The organism is Burkholderia sp. WAC0059, assembly GCF_002870125.1.
Taxonomy (GTDB): domain Bacteria; phylum Pseudomonadota; class Gammaproteobacteria; order Burkholderiales; family Burkholderiaceae; genus Paraburkholderia.
This window is the reverse complement of sequence record NZ_PNEO01000007.1, coordinates 108,348-124,974: the sequence shown is the minus strand read 5'-3', so window position 1 is coordinate 124,974 and position 16,627 is coordinate 108,348. Positions and strand designations below refer to the sequence as shown.

The window sequence follows — 16,627 nt, the reverse complement described above, 5'->3', positions numbered from 1 at the left end:
GACGACTGGGCGGTGCGTCGGCGCACCGGTCCAGCCCACGGAAGGCGAATTGGGCAAGAGCAGGGCGCGGCCCCGTAAGCTCGCCGAAACCGGCGTGCTCGGGCAGGCCGCGCGAACGGCGTCATTTTACCCGAGTCCGGGCAGCCCTTGCAGGCGCGAGCGCCCGCGCCGCGCGGGGCGGGTGGCCGGCGCGCTACCATAGCGGATTGCCCCCTCGTTTTCCTTCGCTGTCTATCGAGATTCGCCGTGGTCGAACCTGCCGCTTCCGCCGTTCCCGCCGTTTCCGTTTCCCCTGCCGCTGCGCGCGAGCCGCTGCGCGGCGGCTTCGCGTCGACGCGCTTCGTGCTCGTCGAACCCAGTCATCCGGGCAACGTCGGCGCTGCCGCCCGGGCGTTGAAGACGATGGGCTTCTCGCGGTTGGTGCTCGTCGCGCCGCGCGTCGCGCAGGTGCAGGACGATCCGGAGGCGATCGCGATGGCGAGCGGCGCGGACGACGTGCTGGCGAGTGCGCAGATCGTGCCGACGCTGGCCGACGCGCTGGCCGGCGTTCGCTGGTCGCTCGCGCTGACGGCGCGCACGCGCGAATACGGGCCGCCGCCGCGCGCGCCGCGCGAGGCGGTCGTCGACGCGTGCCGGCAGGTCCCGCACGGCGACGTCGCGCTCGTGTTCGGCAACGAACGCACGGGGCTCTCGAACGACGACGTGGAGCGCTGCAGTGCGCTGGCGCACATTCCGGCCAATCCGGTCTACAGCTCGCTCAATCTCGCGCAGGCCGTGCAGGTGCTGTCCTACGAGTTGCGGCTTGCGTATCTGGGCATGCCCGTCCCGGTTGGCGGCGGGCAGCCCGACGACGGCGGATCGACGGGCGCGCCGCTCGCGGCGAGCGAAGACGTCGAGCGGATGTTCGCGCATCTCGAGCACGCGCTGATCGCCCTCGAATTCCTCGATCCGGCGAATCCGAAAAAACTGATGTCGCGCTTGCGCCGGCTTTTCGCGCGCTCGGGCCTCGAATACGAGGAGGTCAACATCGTGCGCGGCATCGCGAAGCACATTCTGCTGCTCAAGGGGAAGGGCGGCGGCGCGAAGCGGTCCGACTGAAGACCGCGCGCGTCGTTCTTCGTGGGGCGGGGCGCCTCAATCGAGCGGCAGGGCCCTGAACCCTTCCGAATCGATTCGCAGATAGCCGCCGCGCGCCTCGCCGTGGTCCAGGTCCCAGTCGGGCAAGACCCAGCGCGTGCCGCCGGGCTCGAGATGCTGCGCCGGGCGGTGCGTGTGTCCGTGGATGATCGTGGCCGCGCGGCTGTGCCGGAACAGCGCCGCGACGCCTCTCGCCGTCACGTCGTAGCGCGGTAGCGGCGGGCGTGCGCGACCCGCTTCGCTGGCGGTCCGCATGCGCTCGGCGAGCGCGCGCCGCCAGCGGTACGGCCAGGCGAGAAAGAGCCATTGCATGGGCCGGGCGCGCGCGAAGCGGCGGAACAACTGATAGCCGCGGTCGTCGGTGCACAGCGCGTCGCCGTGGGCGAGCGCGATGCGCGTGCCGAACGCCGTGATCGCGATGGGGTCGGGCAGCCAGATCGCGCCCGCGGCCTTCATGAACCGCTTGCCGAGCAGGAAGTCGCGATTGCCGTGCATGACGTAGAGCGCGACGCCGCGCTCGGCGAGCGTGCGCAGCAGCGCCGTCATGCGCGCGACGAAGGGATCGGCGAGCATGTCGTCGCCGATCCAGTACTCGAACAGGTCGCCGAGGATGAACACCGAGTCGGCCTGGTCGGCCGTGACGCGGACGAAGTGCTCGAATGCCTCGACCGTGCGAGGAATCGACTCGTTCAGGTGCAGGTCCGAGATGAACAGGAACGGGCGCGCCGCGTGCGGGCGCTTGCCCTCGCCGGGGACGCCCGCAGCGGTGTGTCGCAGTGCCTTGTCCTGCAGCATCGGTGCGGGCGCGCGTCGCTTATTCGACGACGACGGCTTTCTCGATCACGACGTCGTCGACGGGCACGTCCTGATGGAAGCCCTTCGAGCCGGTCTTGACCTGCTTAATCTTCTTCACGACGTCGAGGCCCCCGGCGACCTTGCCGAACACGGCGTAGCCCCAGCCCTGCGGCGACGGCGACGAGTGGTTGAGGAAGTCGTTGTCGTTCACGTTGATGAAGAACTGCGCCGTCGCCGAGTGCGGGTCGCCCGTGCGGGCCATCGCGATCGAGCCCTCCACGTTCTTCAGGCCGTTGTTCGCCTCGTTCTCGATGGGCTCGTCGGTCGGCTTCTGCTTCATGCCGGGCTCGAAGCCGCCGCCCTGGATCATGAAGCCGTCGATCACGCGATGGAACACCGTGTTGTCGTAGTGGCCTTTCTTCACGTAGTTCAGGAAGTTCTCGACCGTTTTGGGGGCCTTTTCGGCGTCGAGCTCGAGCTTGATGACGCCGTGATTCGTATGCAGTTCGACCATGATGGAATCCTTTATGGAAGCAGGGTGAATGAATGGCTGCGCGCGAGCAGCGCCCGTGCCCGCCCGCGCGATTTACTGGCTGACGATCGTGGCCGATTCGATCACGATGGGCGTCTGCGGCACGTCGGCCATCGCGCCGCGCGTGGTGGTGGGCGTCGATTCGATCTTCCGCACGACGTCCATGCCCGAGACGACCTTGCCGAACACGGCATAGCCGTTGCCGTCGGGATTCGGATAGTCGAGCCCGGGGTTGTCGACGGTGTTGATGAAGAACTGCGCCGTCGCCGAGTTCGGGTCGCTCGTGCGTGCCATCGCGATCGTGCCCACGGCGTTCTTCAGGCCGTTGCGGCTTTCGAGCGGAATCGGCGCGCGCGTCGGCTTCTCGTCGTAGCTCGTCGTGAAGCCGCCGCCCTGGATCATGAAGCCGGGAATCACGCGGTGAAAAATCGTGCCGGTGTACTGCCCGGCGCGAACGTACTGGAGAAAGTTCGCGACGGTCTTGGGCGCGTGCTGCGGATCGAGTTCGACGCGGATGTCGCCGTCGCTCGTGTGCAGCAGCACGACCGGGTCCGCGCCGGACTGCGCGGTTTGCGCGAAGGCGGCGGGCGCGGCCGCGATCAGGGCGGCGCTGCCGAGCGCCAACATCAACCATTTCATGAGAGTCCTCGAAGAAGAGCGGGTAAAAAAAGCGAATACGGGAAGGTGGCCCGCGTCGGGCGTCTAGTGCGTGGGCGACGGCGCCATGTAGGGCGGCATGGCGAGCGAGCCGGTCGGTCCGCCGAACTGGATCGACGGGTTGTCGATCGAGCGGTTGAGCGGGGCCGTGGTCGAGGCCGCGGCGACCGGCGCCTCGGCCTTCGGCGCGGAGGCGGCGGGCGCGACGATCTTCTGCAGGTCGGCGAGGCGCTGGCGCGTGCCGGCGCCGACCTGGCCGAGCGAGGCGGCGCGGCGGTACGAGGCGTCCGCGAGATGCAGGTAGAGGTCGCCCAGATTTTCGTAGGCGAGGCCGTACGAGGGGTTGGCCTTCACGGCCGTCTCGAGCGCGACGCGCGCGTCGTCGTAGCGACCCTGCTTCGCGTAGAGCGCCGCGAGATTGTTGTACGGCTCGGGCAGTTCGGGGTAGAGCTGCGTGAGTTCGGTGAACGCCGTGATGGCCTCGTTGTCGCGACCGAGTCGCGCGAGCACGGTCGCGCGCTTGAAGCGGGCCTGCACGTCGCGCGGGTTCGACGCGATGCGCGCATCGAGTTCGGTGAGCGCGCGCGCCCAGTCGTGCTGCCCGATCGCGGCATCGGCGTCGGGCGTGTTGTCGGCGACGGCGGGGGGAGCCGCGAGGGAAACGCAAGGGGTGCCGAGCGTGAACGCGACACAGGCGAGCGCCGTTGCGGCAAGGGTCGCCACGCGAGGCGCACGGCCGCTGGTAGGTTTCATAGGGTAGGGTCGCGGTGTTATACTCCGACCCATTCTAACAAAAGGTCTGCGCGTTTTCGTCGAACCGCAGACTGTCTTTCGCCACCCGTAGCCGTCTTTCGTCCCGATCGCAGACCGAAGCGCCCAATGCGTGCCGGCTTGAGGGGCGGCGCCGTTCGTCCCGGCACACCGGCAACGCCACGCGGATCGCCCGCGGCCTACGTAGCCTCGTCTTCTCTATGGAATCACTGCGTATCTACAACACGCTCGCGCGTGACAAGCAAGCTTTCGTGCCGTTGCAATCCGGCGTCGTCCGGATGTACGTCTGCGGCATGACGGTGTACGACTATTGTCATGTCGGGCATGCGCGCGTGATGGTGGTGTTCGACATCGTGCAGCGCTGGCTGCGCACGCTCGGCTACGAAGTGACTTACGTACGCAACATCACCGACATCGACGACAAGATCATCCGTCGCGCCGTCGAGAACGGCGAGACGATCCGCGCGCTGACTGACCGCTTCATCGCGGCGCTGCACGCGGACGCGGACGCGCTCGGCGTCGAGCGTCCGGACCACGAGCCGCGCGCCACCGAATTCATTCCGCGGATGCTCGACATGATCGGCCGGCTGGAAGCGAACGGTTACGCCTATCGGGGCGCGGACGGCGACGTGAACTACGCGGTGCGCAAGTTCGCGAGCTACGGCCGGCTTTCGGGCAAGTCGATCGGGGACCTGCGCGCGGGCGAGCGCGTGGCCGCGAACGACGCGAAGGAAGATCCGCTCGACTTCGCGCTCTGGAAGCGGGCGAAGCCGGACGAGCCCGCCGACACGGGTTGGGACTCGCAGTACGGACGCGGCCGTCCGGGCTGGCACATCGAATGTTCGGCGATGAGCTGCGCGCTGCTCGGCGAGCAGTTCGACATTCACGGCGGCGGCCAGGACCTGCAATTCCCGCACCACGAGAACGAGATCGCGCAAAGCGAAGGGGCGAGCGGGAAAACGTTTGTGAATTACTGGATGCACAACGGCTACGTGCAGATCGACAACGAGAAGATGTCGAAGTCGCTCGGCAACTTCTTCACGATCCGCGAGGTGCTCGCGCGTTACGATGCCGAAGTGGTGCGGTTCTTCATCGCGCGCGCGCATTACCGTTCGCCGCTCAACTACAGCGACGTGCACATCGACGACGCGCGCAACGCGCTTACGCGCCTCTACACGGCGCTCAAGGACGTGACGCCCGACGCGGGCGAGCTCGACTGGAGCGAGGCGCATGCGCAGCGTTTCCGGGCGGCGATGAACGACGACTTCAACACGCCCGTCGCGGTCGCCGTGCTGTTCGATCTCGCCGGCGAAGTGAACCGCACGCGCGACCCCGCGCTCGCGCGGCAACTGCAGCGTCTCGCGCGCGTGATCGGCCTGCTGGGCCGCGAGCCGCGCGCGTTCCGGCAGCAAGCCGCCGGCGCGGCGCAGGCCGACGCGCTCGATGCCGCCGCGATCGAGGCGAAGATCGCCGCGCGCAAGGCCGCCAAGGAGGCGAAGCAGTACGCCGAGGCGGACCGGATTCGGGCCGGATTGCTCGAGGCCGGCGTGGCGCTGGAGGACAAACCGGGCGGATTGACCGAGTGGCGGCGCATATGAGCCGGCTATCCCGTTTCCACTGATCGATTCGCGAGGCAGGAGGCAGGATGGCAACGGCCACGAAGGCGCAGACGAAACGGTCTGCGTCCCCGACGGGCGCAGCGGCTGCGAAGGCGGCGCGCGGCAGAGGCGCAGCGAAAACCGCGAAGGCCGGCAAGCCGGCCGCGCCCGCGAGGAAACGCGGGCTCAACGGCGCGAACGGTTCGGCCGGCGCGCCGGCCGCATCGGCGCTGAAGGCGAAAACGACCCGGACGAAAGCGCCCCGGGCGAAAGGCAACGGCGCGGCGACGGCCGAGGCGGGGACGCGCGCGGACGAGCTCCGGATCGTCGAGACGCTGCCCGTCGCCGAGGCGGCCGTGCCGGTCCAGCTCGGCGGCGTCGAGCCCGAGATGCTGCGCCCGGCCTATTGGGACCGCGCCTGCGCCGATCTCGTCAAACGCGACCGGATCCTGAAGAAGTTGATTCCGAAGTTCGGTCCCGTCCATCTGCTGAGCCGCGGCGATCCGTTCGTCACGCTCGCGCGCTCGGTGGTCGGCCAGCAGATTTCGGTCGCGGCGGCGCAGGCGGTCTGGCAGCGCGTCGAGCTCACGTGCCCGAAGCTCTTGCCGCAGCAATTCCTGAAGCTCGGCCACGAGAAGCTGATGGCCTGCGGGCTCTCGAAGCGCAAGACCGAATACATCCTCGACCTCGCGCAGCATTTCGTGTCGGGCGCGCTGCACGTCGGCAAATGGACCTCGATGGACGACGAGGACGTGATCGCCGAGCTGACGCAGATTCGCGGCATCGGCCGCTGGACGGCCGAAATGTTCCTGATTTTCAATCTCTCGCGGCCGAACGTGCTGCCGCTCGACGACCTCGGCCTGATCCGCGCGATCAGCGTCAACTACTTCAGCGGCGAGCCCGTGACGCGCAGCGAGGCGCGCGAAGTGGCGGCCAACTGGGAGCCGTGGCGAACCGTGGCGACCTGGTACATGTGGCGCAGCCTCGAGCCGGCGCAGGCGTGAGCCGGCGGCCGGACCGCCCGCGCCGGCAATCCGGTCCGCGCGGCCCGCGATCCATCCGGACTCGCCCCTATCGCTTCCTGGTGTCGATAGTTTGGACGCGATTTTGATGCCGTCCGGCGCGGTTAGAATACGCGCTGCCGGTAAGTGCAAGGATTCCAACTCATGAAGACCACCTTTCTGGATTTCGAACAGCCGATCGCCGAACTGGAGGCGAAGATCGAAGAACTGCGCTTCGTTCAGGACGACTCGGCCGTCGACATTTCGGAAGAGATCGAGCGGCTGTCGAAGAAGAGCCAGCAGCTCACGAAGGATCTGTACGCGAACCTGACGCCGTGGCAGGTCTCGCAGATCGCGCGCCACCCGCAGCGTCCCTACACGCTCGACTACGTGAACGAGCTGTTCACCGACTTTCACGAGTTGCACGGCGACCGCGCGTTCGCGGACGACCTCTCGATCGTCGGCGGGCTCGCGCGTTTCAACGGCCAGCCCTGCATGGTGATCGGCCAGCAGAAGGGCCGCGACACGAAGGAGCGCGCGGCGCGCAACTTCGGCATGCCGCGCCCCGAGGGCTATCGCAAGGCCGAACGGCTGATGCGCCTCGCGGAAAAGTTCGGCCTGCCGATCTTCACGTTCATCGACACGCCGGGCGCGTACCCGGGCATCGGCGCCGAGGAGCGCGGCCAGTCCGAGGCGATCGGCCACAACCTCTACGTGATGGCCGAGCTGAAGACGCCGATCATCGCGACGGTGATCGGCGAGGGCGGCTCGGGCGGCGCACTCGCGATCGCGGTGGCCGACACGCTGATGATGCTGCAGTTCTCGACCTACTCGGTGATCTCGCCCGAAGGCTGCGCGTCGATTCTCTGGAAGAGCGCGGCCAGGGCGCCCGAAGCGGCCGAAGCGCTCGGCCTCACCGCGCACCGACTGAAGGCGCTCGGGCTCATCGACAAGATCGTCAACGAGCCGCTCGGCGGCGCGCATCGCGATCCGAAGGGCATGGCGGCGCTGCTGCGCCGGGCGCTGGCCGACTCGCTGCGCCAGTTCCAGGGCATGAGCATCGCGGACCTGCGCCAACGCCGCTTCGAACGCCTGATGGCCTACGGCAAGTACAAGGAGACGACGCCGGGCTCATGAATCCGGCGTCGCCGCGCTTTCCTCTTCCGGGCGCTTTCCGCGCCATCCTCCCGTGACTTCCCCCGCAGATTCCACCGGCGAGCGCATCGTTCTCGATGCGCTCGCCGCTGCGCTTTTCGCGCTGCCTTCCGACGGACACATCGCGCTGGCCTGTAGCGGCGGACTCGATTCGAGCGTGCTGCTCGACGCCGCCGTGCGCGTGGCGGGCCCCGCGCGCTGCGTCGTGCTGCACGTTCACCATGGATTGAGCCCGAACGCCGACCGCTGGCTCGCGCATTGCGAGGCCGCGGCGGATGCGCTCGGCGTGTCGTTCGGCGCGCGCCGCGTGGCCGTGGCACAGAACAGCGGCCTCGGCGTGGAAGCGGCGGCGCGCGATGCCCGTTATCGGGCGCTCGACGCGCTGTGCGCCGAATACGGCGTGCGCTCGCTGTGGCTTGCGCAGCACGCGGACGATCAGGCCGAGACGGTGCTGCTGCAACTGCTGCGCGGCGCGGGCATGGCCGGCCTCGCGGCCATGGCGCCGGTGCACGGCCGGCCCGGCGGCGTGCTGCGCGTGCGGCCGTTTCTGCATCTGCTGCGCGCGCAACTCGAACGCTATGCGGTGGCACGCGCGCTGCACTGGGTCGACGACGAATCGAACGCCGACACCCGCTATGCGCGCAACGCGCTGCGGCAGAACGTGATGCCGACGCTGGCCGCGCATTTTCCGGGCTATCGCGACGCGCTCGCGCGCGCGGCCGCGCACGCGGCCTCGGCGCAGCAACTGCTCGACGCGCTGGCGCAGCTCGATTTGCGCGAGGCGGCGTGCGACGACGACGGCGAGGCGCTCGAACGCGACGCGCTTCTCGCGCTCGACGAGGCGCGCGCGCTGAACCTGATGCGCTACTGGATGCGTGCGCTCGGGTTGCCGGCCGCGTCCGCCGCGCGGCTCAACGATGCGCTGCGCCAGTTGCGCGACGTCGGCGATGCAAACGGCGATCACCGGCTGCGCGTCGATCATGCGGGACGCCGGCTGCGTTGCTATCGCGGTCGCGTGTTCTGGCAGACGGCGGGCGCGCGTCGCGACGACGAGGACCGCGAAGCCGATGTGCCGGCCGCGCGCGAATCGGCGACGCTCGACTGGCGAGGGGAGGCCGTCTGGCGGTTGCCGCAATGGCGCGGTACGTTCGTGTTCGCGCCGTCGAACGCCGACGATCCCGATGCCGTGCCCGAGGCGCTCCTGATGCGCGCGCCGCTCGTCGCGCGGACGCGAACGGGCGGCGAGCGGATGCGCAACGCGACGGCGGGGGGAAGCCATACGCTCAAGAATCTGTTTCAGACGTTCGGCGTGCCGGCCTGGGAGCGGGACGTGCCGCTGCTGTTCAGCGGCGACGCGCTGCTGTTCGTGCCCCGGATCGGCCTGAATCGCGCGGCCCTGGCGGCGGACCGGGGAGACGACGGGCGGGCGGAGGTGGCCGGCGCGGCGCGCTGGCGGCGCATCGAATGGCGCGCGGATCTGCTGATCGCCTGAATGCCGTGTTGCCGTGCGTACCCGATTGCCTGGATGGGGGCGCTCCGACGGGGCGCCAAATCCTTGGCGCGAAAGCGTTTTTGCCCTACGAAGCGCGGCGGCTTGCTTGTGATTTTCAGTCCGATCGGGTATGGTTATACGTTTGCCCAGTCTGCTTTTTTGCTGTCACGAGTGGTCGTTACAGGCGGCTGTTACAAGCGGCCGTCATGAGCGGCGCATGCGACGAGCGGCGTTTTTTCCTTTCGGCCCACGGCACCCAACGGGGGATTCCGGAAGGCGCCATCCGAAACAGGCGGGAAACAGGCGGACGACGCGCGGCGCTTCAGGTGGCCTGCGCGAGAAAGGTTTCAAGGGGCAAACTCCGCGCGTGCTGCACGCGCTGCATTCACGCCGTCGCCCGCGCCGGCCTGGGGTCGCGCCTTCGGAACCGCCGCATCCGCGCCCGGACCGCCAGGTCCGCGCGCGGGCTACCCGGGCGGCGCGCCGTCTTCGGTGCGCCAGCGCGGCAACACCTTCAGTTCAGAACGACAATGGCACTCATCGTACACAAATACGGCGGCACCTCGATGGGCTCGGTCGAGCGCATCAAGAACGTCGCCAGACGCGTCGCCAAATGGCACAAGGCAGGCCACCGGATGGTCGTCGTGCCTTCGGCGATGTCCGGCGAAACCAACCGGCTCATCGGGCTCGCGAAAGAGATTTCGTCCCAGCCGAGCCCGCGCGAACTCGACATGATCGCGTCCACTGGCGAGCAGGTGAGCGTGGGTCTGCTCGCGATCGCGCTGCAGGATGCCGGCGTCGACGCGATCAGCTACACGGGCTGGCAGGTGCCGGTCAAAACCGACAGCGCGTTCACGAAGGCGCGCATCAGCGAGATCGACGACGCGCGCGTGCTGCGCGACCTCGACGCCGGCAAGGTGGTCGTGGTCACGGGCTTTCAGGGCATCGATCCGGACGGCCACATCACGACGCTCGGGCGCGGCGGCTCGGACACCTCGGCCGTCGCCGTGGCCGCGGCGCTCAAGGCCGACGAATGCCTGATCTATACGGACGTGGACGGTGTCTACACGACCGATCCGCGCGTGGTCGAGGAGGCGCGCCGGCTCGATCGCGTCACGTTCGAGGAAATGCTGGAAATGGCGAGCCTCGGCTCGAAGGTGCTGCAGATCCGCTCGGTCGAGTTCGCGGGCAAGTATCAGGTGAAAACGCGTGTGCTCTCGAGCCTGACCGACCCGCTGATGCCGCTCGAGGCGGAGATGGCCTCCGGCACCCTGATTACTTTTGAAGAAGACGACACCATGGAAAAAGCAGTCATCTCGGGCATCGCGTTCCAGCGCGACGAGGCCCGTATCGTCGTGATGGGCGTGCCCGACAAGCCCGGTATCGCGTATCAGATTCTCGGCCCCGTGGCGGAAGCGAACATCGACGTCGACATGATCATCCAGAACCAGAGCGTGGCGGGCAAGACCGACTTCACGTTCACGGTGGGCCGCGGCGATTACCAGCGCGCGATGGAGATTCTCTCCGGCACGGTCAAGGCGCACGTGCAGGCGGAGAAGGTGCTTGGCGATCCGAAGGTATCGAAGGTGTCGGTGGTCGGCGTCGGCATGCGCTCGCACGTGGGCATCGCGAGCAAGATGTTCCGTACGCTGTCGGAGGAGGGCATCAACATCCAGATGATCTCGACTTCCGAAATCAAGATCTCCGTGCTGATCGACGAGAAGTACATGGAGCTGGCCGTGCGCGCGCTGCACAAGGTGTTCGAGCTCGATCAGGGTTGAGTTGCCTGGGGTTGGGCGGGGAAAAAACGCGCGGATTTTCCGCGCGTTTTTTCTTGTAGGTTCTTCCGCGGTCTTCCGTATGACGCCCGGATGACACGGGCTTCACACCCGCGGGAAAAGCGGGATTGGAAAATTGACCTTGCCGGGCGAACCCGCTATCATCTTGGCTTCGTCGCGCTGCCTCCCTGGTGCGAGCGAAGGTTCGGGAGACGTGGCCGAGAGGTCGAAGGCACTCCCCTGCTAAGGGAGCATCTGGGCCAAAACCTGGATCGAGGGTTCGAATCCCTCCGTCTCCGCCAGAAATGGCGGTGGAACCCCGCAGAGTCTAGGCTCTGCGGGGTTTTGTTTTTCTACGACCCACAAACCGACCATCAAATGATAGTCGGATTCCGGTGGACCTTCTCGGCATCTTCCGCGCCGACGCAGGCAGTTGACCGAGTCGACGAGATCGTCAATACCCCAGGCATCGATGCGGTGCTTGGCCGCGCGGATCTCGCCGTAGCCTACGGGGTGGATTCTATCGACGAGCCCGTAATCGAAGATGCGGTGCGCAGGGTTGTCCTTGCGGCCCATCGTTCCGGCATCGCGTGTGGCGTGTTCGTCGCCGCAGCAGAGCAGGTGCACGGGTTCACCGACATGGGCGTCCGGCCTTTTATTGTTGGTTCCGACCAGTCAATGTTGTTGCGTGGGCGGACCTCGGTCGGCGAAATTGTACGATCGAATCAGGTTAACAAGTAACGTGGGGCAGTGATGTAGCGATAGGAGATAAGAAGGGGGGCGAATGAGCTTGTCCCCGGGAAACGAATTTTGTTCTGAGTAGGGAAACTCAGTCATTTGATGGTTTCTAGGATGGTCAATACTCCAGATTCACGGGAGTTTTTCACAATAGATCGACCAGAGACGGTCTCTATTCGTCCCAGCCGTACACAAATAGCTGTGTCGCGTCATGCCTATCCCTGAGCCTGAGTGAGTTGAAAGGTCATCGAGTAGCTGAAGCGGCTCGCGGGATGAAGACCAGTTGTGACTTCGATTATTTGGTCGCGCACGAAGTAGGTCCGGACAATGCGTAGCCCAGCTGATCCGTCTGGTACCTGAAGTGCAGCGGCCTGGATTCCTCCGATTAGCTGGCTCTGGATTTCCTGTTCCACTCGCGTCACCTTGATGCCGTATCGCTCCTCGATCAACGTGTAGACGGGCGTATCAAGTGTCTTCGCCAACTTGGCAACTGGCTGAAAGCCGCATCGACGTAGATGTCGACCAGTGCGGTTGGTTCGTTGGCAGTAGTCCCACGGTAATCCACCCCTGCAGTAAGCGAGATCAGAAGTAGAGTTTCCAGCAAAGGGAGTTCTACGCAATGAAGAAGTCGAAGTTCACAGACAGCCAGATCATGGAAGCGCTCAAGCGGGCGGAATCGGGCATTGCCGTGCCGGAGATCTGCCGCGAGCTGGGCATCAGCACCGCAACCTTCTACAACTGGCGCGGCAAGTATGGCGGTATGGACGTGTCGCTGATGGCGAAGATGAAAGAGCTTGAGGCGCAGAACGCGTGACTGCGCAAGATGTACGTCGAAGAGAAGATCAAGGCCGAGATCGTCGCGGAGGCGCTGGCAAAAAAAGATTGAGGTCATCTACCCGCCGCGAGATGGCCAGAGACGCAGTAGCACGCCGGGGCGTATCGATCCGGCTTGCGTGCGAGGCATTCGGCATCAGCCAGACGTGCTACCGCTACGAGCGGCTGCGCAATGAAGAGAATGAGCAGATCGCCGACTGGCTGCTAAAGCTGACCGACAATCATCGCAACTGGGGCTTTGGGCTGTGCTTCCTGTACCTGCGAAACGTGAAGGGCTTCGAGTTTAACCACAAGCGCGTGTACCGGATTTACCGGGAGCTCGGCTGAACCTGCGCATCAAGCCTCGCAAGCGGCTTGTACGGCAGGCGCCGCAGCCACTGGTGGTGCCGGCGTCGGTGAATGCGGTGTGGTCGATGGACTTCATGCACGACCAGTTGAAGGACGGTCGCAGTATCCGGCTGCTCAACGTGATCGACGATTTCAACCGGGAGGCACTGGGCATCGAGATCGACTTCTCGTTACCCTCGGCGCGAGTCATACGGGCTCTGGAACAGATCATCGGCTGGCGGGGAAAACCGATGGTGATACGGTGCGATAACGGCCCTGAATACCTGAGTGAAGCGATCGCGCAGCGGGCAATGACGCACGGGTATAGCGCTGAACTACATCCAGCCCGGCAAGCCGCAGCAGAAACGCGTACGTGGAGCGGTTCAACTGGACGGTGCGATATGAATGGCTGTCGCAGTACTACTGGGATGACCTCGCACACGTGCAGCACTTCGCGACCGAATGGATGTGGCAATACAATCACGAGCGCCCCAACATGGGCCTTGGCGGCGTGACACCGAAACAGCGGCTCATGGCCGCAGCATAACCTCTACTTCTGTCTCGCGTTAAAAGTGGGGGGATTCCCATCATGACGAATTTCTCAACTTTTGAACTGAATTATTTATCGGATAAAGGTCATTTCTTAGTGACGCGCCTTATTAGTGACAGGGCCACGTGAGCCGAAAGAGAGTTAACTATTCCTGACATTCGATGGCCATTCCTGCTGGTAGGCTGATTGGAATTTAACTCTATAAGAAGTGATTTTCTTGGGTAAATTTATATTCACGAACTCACGATATGAGATGCGGTTTTGTATAATAAAAATGGCATCGTATGTAGCATTTAAATAATATTATTCAATGAAAGGATGCAGCCTGAAACCACCGGAGCGGAGATATGCCGAAACAGGATGAAGACGATTTTAAGTTTCTGGCAGAAAATAGTGCCGACATGGTTTGTCTGGTGGGACTCGATCTGGTCATGCAATACGCTTCTCCGTCCTGCGAGCGGATCCTCGGCTGGAAGCCGCACGAAATGGTGGGAAAGGGGCCGGACGCCTTTGTTTTTCCGCCAGATCTGCCCACAGTAGGTGCAGCGCACGGGAGATTGTTGTTGACCGGTGCGGATACTGTGCCGACCGAAGTACGTATGCGAAGGAAGGACGGCAGTTATGCGTGGATGGAAGTGAACGCGCGCATGGCACAGCGCGAAGGAGACGTCGTGGCCTCCGGCATCGTATTGGTCATGCGTGATATCTCGGAGCGCAAGGCGGACGAATCCCGACGCGAGGGCGTCTTGACGGCGTCTACTAATGGTCCGCGGGATCGTTTATTGCCGTCGCCAGATCAGGAGAATCCGCAGCACGAGAATGTGCCGTTGCACAAGGCATTTTCTATGACGCCCATGCCCATGGTTATTGCCACGCTTGTCGATGGTCGCATTATCGATGTCAACGGCGCCTTCGTCGCAGCCACGGGTTATTCCTTCGAAGACCTCCGGGGGCGGGAGATCGTGGAAGTCGGAGCGCTCGACGATTCCACGTGGAGGCGCATCGGGGTGGCGCTAGGCAAGACTGATAGCCTGAGGAGTATGGAGGTGCAACTCCCCACTAGTAAGAGAGGGCTTCTGGATTGCCTTCTCTCTGTGGAGGTAGCCACCGTCGAGAGCCAGCGTTGCATGCTTGCGATATTTCAGGATATATCCGAGCGTAAACGTTCCGAGACCGAGTTGATGCAGGCGATCGAGAGTGTCATGAAGGATACGAGCTGGTTTAGTCAGGCCGTCATCGAGAAACTGGCCCAGCTGCGTCAGCCTCGCCGGATAGCCTATCCGGAATCGGAACTGGCCGACCTAACCTCTCGCGAGCGCGAAGTGCTGGGTCTGATGTGCGAAGGGCAGACCGACGACGATATCTCCGCGACGCTGGGGCTTTCCCGCAATACGGTTCGGAATCACGTGTCGAGGATCTACACGAAGATCGGCGTTCACAGGCGAACCGGGGCGGTGGTCTGGGCGCGAGCGCGAGGCATATCGGAGCATGAGTTGCCAAAGAAACGAAAAAAAGCTCGCTGATGGTCGGAAACCGGGACCATCGAAGCGATGGGCGTTTGAGATCCACAAAAAAAGTGACCAACCCGGTCAGTGTGTGCCTCTGACAGGATCCGGCTGTGGGCAGTAAGTTGACTTTGCTGCCGCCCTGCGCGAGGTCGCTGGATGCACTGCCCTGAAAAGCGGCGACGTCATCGGGTGCGCTGCAATGGTGTGGCTTGCTCCCGGTATTGGGCGCTGCGAAATAGATGCAGAATTGTCGACAACAGGTTCACACACGCCGGAGGCGAGAGATAGTATTTTTTGACCAGAAACTGTGGTGTGAACTAGTCTTTCATCTATCCCTGCGATGAAATAAAGTAGATGAAAATTCTTCCATGCTCGCAAGAAAAATCGCCCTATTAAAACCCATATATTGAGATCAGGTGCGGTTAAGTAGGGCGGGAAACTCTTTCGTACTCGACGACGCACCATCAGGCATTACGAAATTGTTAATCTTATCCTCCGAATGTTTTAGGCAACGGGGCATTCCGACGACCCTACGTTTCCGGCGGATAAAAAGGTTTTTTCTATAGCTGAGCAAGCTAGGACACGGCGAATGAATCGTGCATCCTGTGATTAATGGCCGTTCAATCATTTTTCAATATTTTCAGCAACAGTCGTTTTTTAAAGGAATCTGCCGGTACATCGGAGTCAATGTCAACGTAAAAAGTATGAGCATAAATCGAGTGATATCTGTTGGGGCTTTCCGGGAGCTCAGATGTTTGATGCTCATGTTAGCGGTGTAGGTTTTGTAAGAAATCAGAGTGGATTACATTTAAAAAAACAGAAATCTTTGTCGGGGATGCATCATGGACCATCCAGACATCATTGGTATTGCGAGTCTAAAGCCCGAAACGGAGGGCATTTCGATGGAGCAGATGCTCCCCGCAGACCATAACGATCTTCAGATCGCCAGTGTAGTCAATGCTCTCCGGACGCCTGCATGCTATTTCAATCGGGACGGACAGGTCGTAAGCATCAATGACGCATGGGCGATTTATGCTGGTCTGCCCATCGATGCTATCGGTCAACTTCAATGGGTCGAATTGATCCACGCGGAGCACCGGTACGATGCAATTTTGAGGCTGCGGGGTGCATGCGCTGACTTGAGGCATGAGACCCTGGAGTGCCGACTGGTAAATTGTCGTGGTGATGGACGATGGTTTATCGTCAATTTTCACGGTATTGGTACGGGGTGGCTTTGCACCTGCACAGATATCCACTGCCTGAAGTCCAGGGAGCGCGAACTGAAGAGCCAGGAAAGAATTTGCATCGGCAATAGGGATCGTTCGACAAGATTTTGTGTCGTCTTGATTGATATTGACCACTTCAAAATTTACAACGACATGTATGGACATTCCGAGGGCGACAGGGCGCTTTGCCTCGTCGCAATGGCATTGAAGAAGGCTTGCCGTCAATCGGATGTTGTTGCTCGTTATGGCGGCGAGGAATTCATGATCATCGGTCGCCATGTTACGAATCCGTCGCCGCTTCTGGAGAATGTCGGGCTAGCGGTTCGCCAACTCAGAATTCCACATAGTGGCTCACCGGTGGGGTACATCACAATAAGTTGCGGATGCGTGGTATTTGCTGCTGGCGAAAATGATTTTTCCGCCTCGTGGTTGATCAAGCAAAGCGATGAGGCATTGTATGAGGTGAAGTCGGAAGGACGAGATCGATACGTAGTTCGAAATATTGATCGGTGATGATCGGCATATACC

16 protein-coding genes, 1 tRNA gene and 2 pseudogenes are annotated in these 16,627 nt (G+C 63.3%); 14 read left to right on the top strand and 5 right to left on the bottom strand.

The annotated features are described in order from the left end of the window. Positions 1-246 precede the first annotated feature (246 nt). The gene (locus CY652_RS09280) at positions 247-1,098 is read left to right on the top strand and encodes an RNA methyltransferase (protein ID WP_374703641.1); all 852 of its coding nucleotides are present in this window, start codon (positions 247-249) and stop codon (positions 1,096-1,098) included. Between the two features lie 36 nt (positions 1,099-1,134). Here CY652_RS09280 and CY652_RS09275 read toward each other — a convergent pair whose 3' ends face one another. From CY652_RS09275 to CY652_RS09260, 4 genes are all read right to left on the bottom strand, one after another. Then, the gene (locus CY652_RS09275) at positions 1,135-1,932 is read right to left on the bottom strand and encodes a UDP-2,3-diacylglucosamine diphosphatase (protein WP_102130417.1); all 798 of its coding nucleotides are present in this window, start codon (positions 1,930-1,932) and stop codon (positions 1,135-1,137) included. A gap of 19 nt (positions 1,933-1,951) precedes the next feature. Beyond that, entirely contained in the window at positions 1,952-2,446 is a 495-nt protein-coding gene (locus CY652_RS09270) for a peptidylprolyl isomerase (RefSeq protein WP_102130416.1), read from the bottom strand. A 72-nt stretch (positions 2,447-2,518) separates the two neighbouring features. Then, positions 2,519-3,103 (bottom strand): peptidylprolyl isomerase, encoded by a 585-nt coding sequence (locus CY652_RS09265; RefSeq protein ID WP_102130415.1) that lies wholly within the window; start codon positions 3,101-3,103, stop codon positions 2,519-2,521. A 63-nt stretch (positions 3,104-3,166) separates the two neighbouring features. Then, a complete protein-coding gene (locus CY652_RS09260) occupies positions 3,167-3,874 on the bottom strand; it encodes a tetratricopeptide repeat protein (protein ID WP_102130414.1) in 708 nt (235 codons plus the stop codon). A gap of 218 nt (positions 3,875-4,092) precedes the next feature. Between CY652_RS09260 and cysS the strand changes: the two genes are divergently transcribed. The 7 genes from cysS (at position 4,093) to CY652_RS09225 (ending at position 11,657) form a co-directional block, all read left to right on the top strand. Beyond that, the gene (gene cysS, locus CY652_RS09255; protein WP_102130413.1) at positions 4,093-5,490 is read left to right on the top strand and encodes a cysteine--tRNA ligase; all 1,398 of its coding nucleotides are present in this window, start codon (positions 4,093-4,095) and stop codon (positions 5,488-5,490) included. A 47-nt stretch (positions 5,491-5,537) separates the two neighbouring features. Continuing rightward, positions 5,538-6,494, top strand: coding sequence for a DNA-3-methyladenine glycosylase family protein (locus CY652_RS09250; protein WP_102130412.1), 957 nt, complete (start codon positions 5,538-5,540; stop codon positions 6,492-6,494). A 162-nt stretch (positions 6,495-6,656) separates the two neighbouring features. Continuing rightward, positions 6,657-7,628 (top strand): acetyl-CoA carboxylase carboxyltransferase subunit alpha, encoded by a 972-nt coding sequence (locus tag CY652_RS09245; RefSeq protein ID WP_102130411.1) that lies wholly within the window; start codon positions 6,657-6,659, stop codon positions 7,626-7,628. A 52-nt stretch (positions 7,629-7,680) separates the two neighbouring features. Next, a complete protein-coding gene (gene tilS / locus CY652_RS09240) occupies positions 7,681-9,138 on the top strand; it encodes a tRNA lysidine(34) synthetase TilS (RefSeq protein WP_102130410.1) in 1,458 nt (485 codons plus the stop codon). A 530-nt stretch (positions 9,139-9,668) separates the two neighbouring features. Then, complete coding sequence (locus tag CY652_RS09235) at positions 9,669-10,919, top strand: aspartate kinase (protein WP_102130409.1); 1,251 nt, start codon at positions 9,669-9,671, stop codon at positions 10,917-10,919. A 205-nt stretch (positions 10,920-11,124) separates the two neighbouring features. Beyond that, positions 11,125-11,218 (top strand) — tRNA-Ser (locus CY652_RS09230). A 76-nt stretch (positions 11,219-11,294) separates the two neighbouring features. Next, a complete protein-coding gene (locus CY652_RS09225) occupies positions 11,295-11,657 on the top strand; it encodes an aldolase/citrate lyase family protein (protein ID WP_102130408.1) in 363 nt (120 codons plus the stop codon). Positions 11,658-11,869: 212 nt separating this feature from the next. Here CY652_RS09225 and CY652_RS24830 read toward each other — a convergent pair whose 3' ends face one another. Then, complete coding sequence (locus CY652_RS24830) at positions 11,870-12,067, bottom strand: hypothetical protein (protein WP_374703643.1); 198 nt, start codon at positions 12,065-12,067, stop codon at positions 11,870-11,872. A 206-nt stretch (positions 12,068-12,273) separates the two neighbouring features. Here CY652_RS24830 and CY652_RS24825 point away from each other — a divergent pair, with 206 nt between their 5' ends. The 6 genes and pseudogenes from CY652_RS24825 to CY652_RS09205 all read left to right on the top strand — a co-directional run bounded on the left by CY652_RS24825 (position 12,274) and on the right by CY652_RS09205 (position 16,612). Further along, positions 12,274-12,468, top strand: coding sequence for a transposase (locus CY652_RS24825; protein ID WP_258002249.1), 195 nt, complete (start codon positions 12,274-12,276; stop codon positions 12,466-12,468). A gap of 92 nt (positions 12,469-12,560) precedes the next feature. After that, positions 12,561-12,815, top strand: coding sequence for a hypothetical protein (locus tag CY652_RS24820; protein WP_258002248.1), 255 nt, complete (start codon positions 12,561-12,563; stop codon positions 12,813-12,815). An 86-nt stretch (positions 12,816-12,901) separates the two neighbouring features. Then, positions 12,902-13,105, top strand: a pseudogene (locus CY652_RS24815) (DDE-type integrase/transposase/recombinase); the annotation flags it as partial. Positions 13,106-13,167: 62 nt separating this feature from the next. After that, positions 13,168-13,362, top strand: a pseudogene (locus tag CY652_RS24810) (integrase core domain-containing protein); the annotation flags it as partial. A gap of 350 nt (positions 13,363-13,712) precedes the next feature. Further along, the gene (locus CY652_RS09210; protein WP_102130407.1) at positions 13,713-14,888 is read left to right on the top strand and encodes a helix-turn-helix transcriptional regulator; all 1,176 of its coding nucleotides are present in this window, start codon (positions 13,713-13,715) and stop codon (positions 14,886-14,888) included. 827 nt (positions 14,889-15,715) lie between these two features. Beyond that, positions 15,716-16,612 carry a diguanylate cyclase gene (locus tag CY652_RS09205; RefSeq protein ID WP_102130406.1) on the top strand — a complete coding sequence of 299 codons (897 nt, stop codon included), beginning with the start codon at positions 15,716-15,718 and terminating at the stop codon, positions 16,610-16,612. Positions 16,613-16,627: the final 15 nt, after the last annotated feature.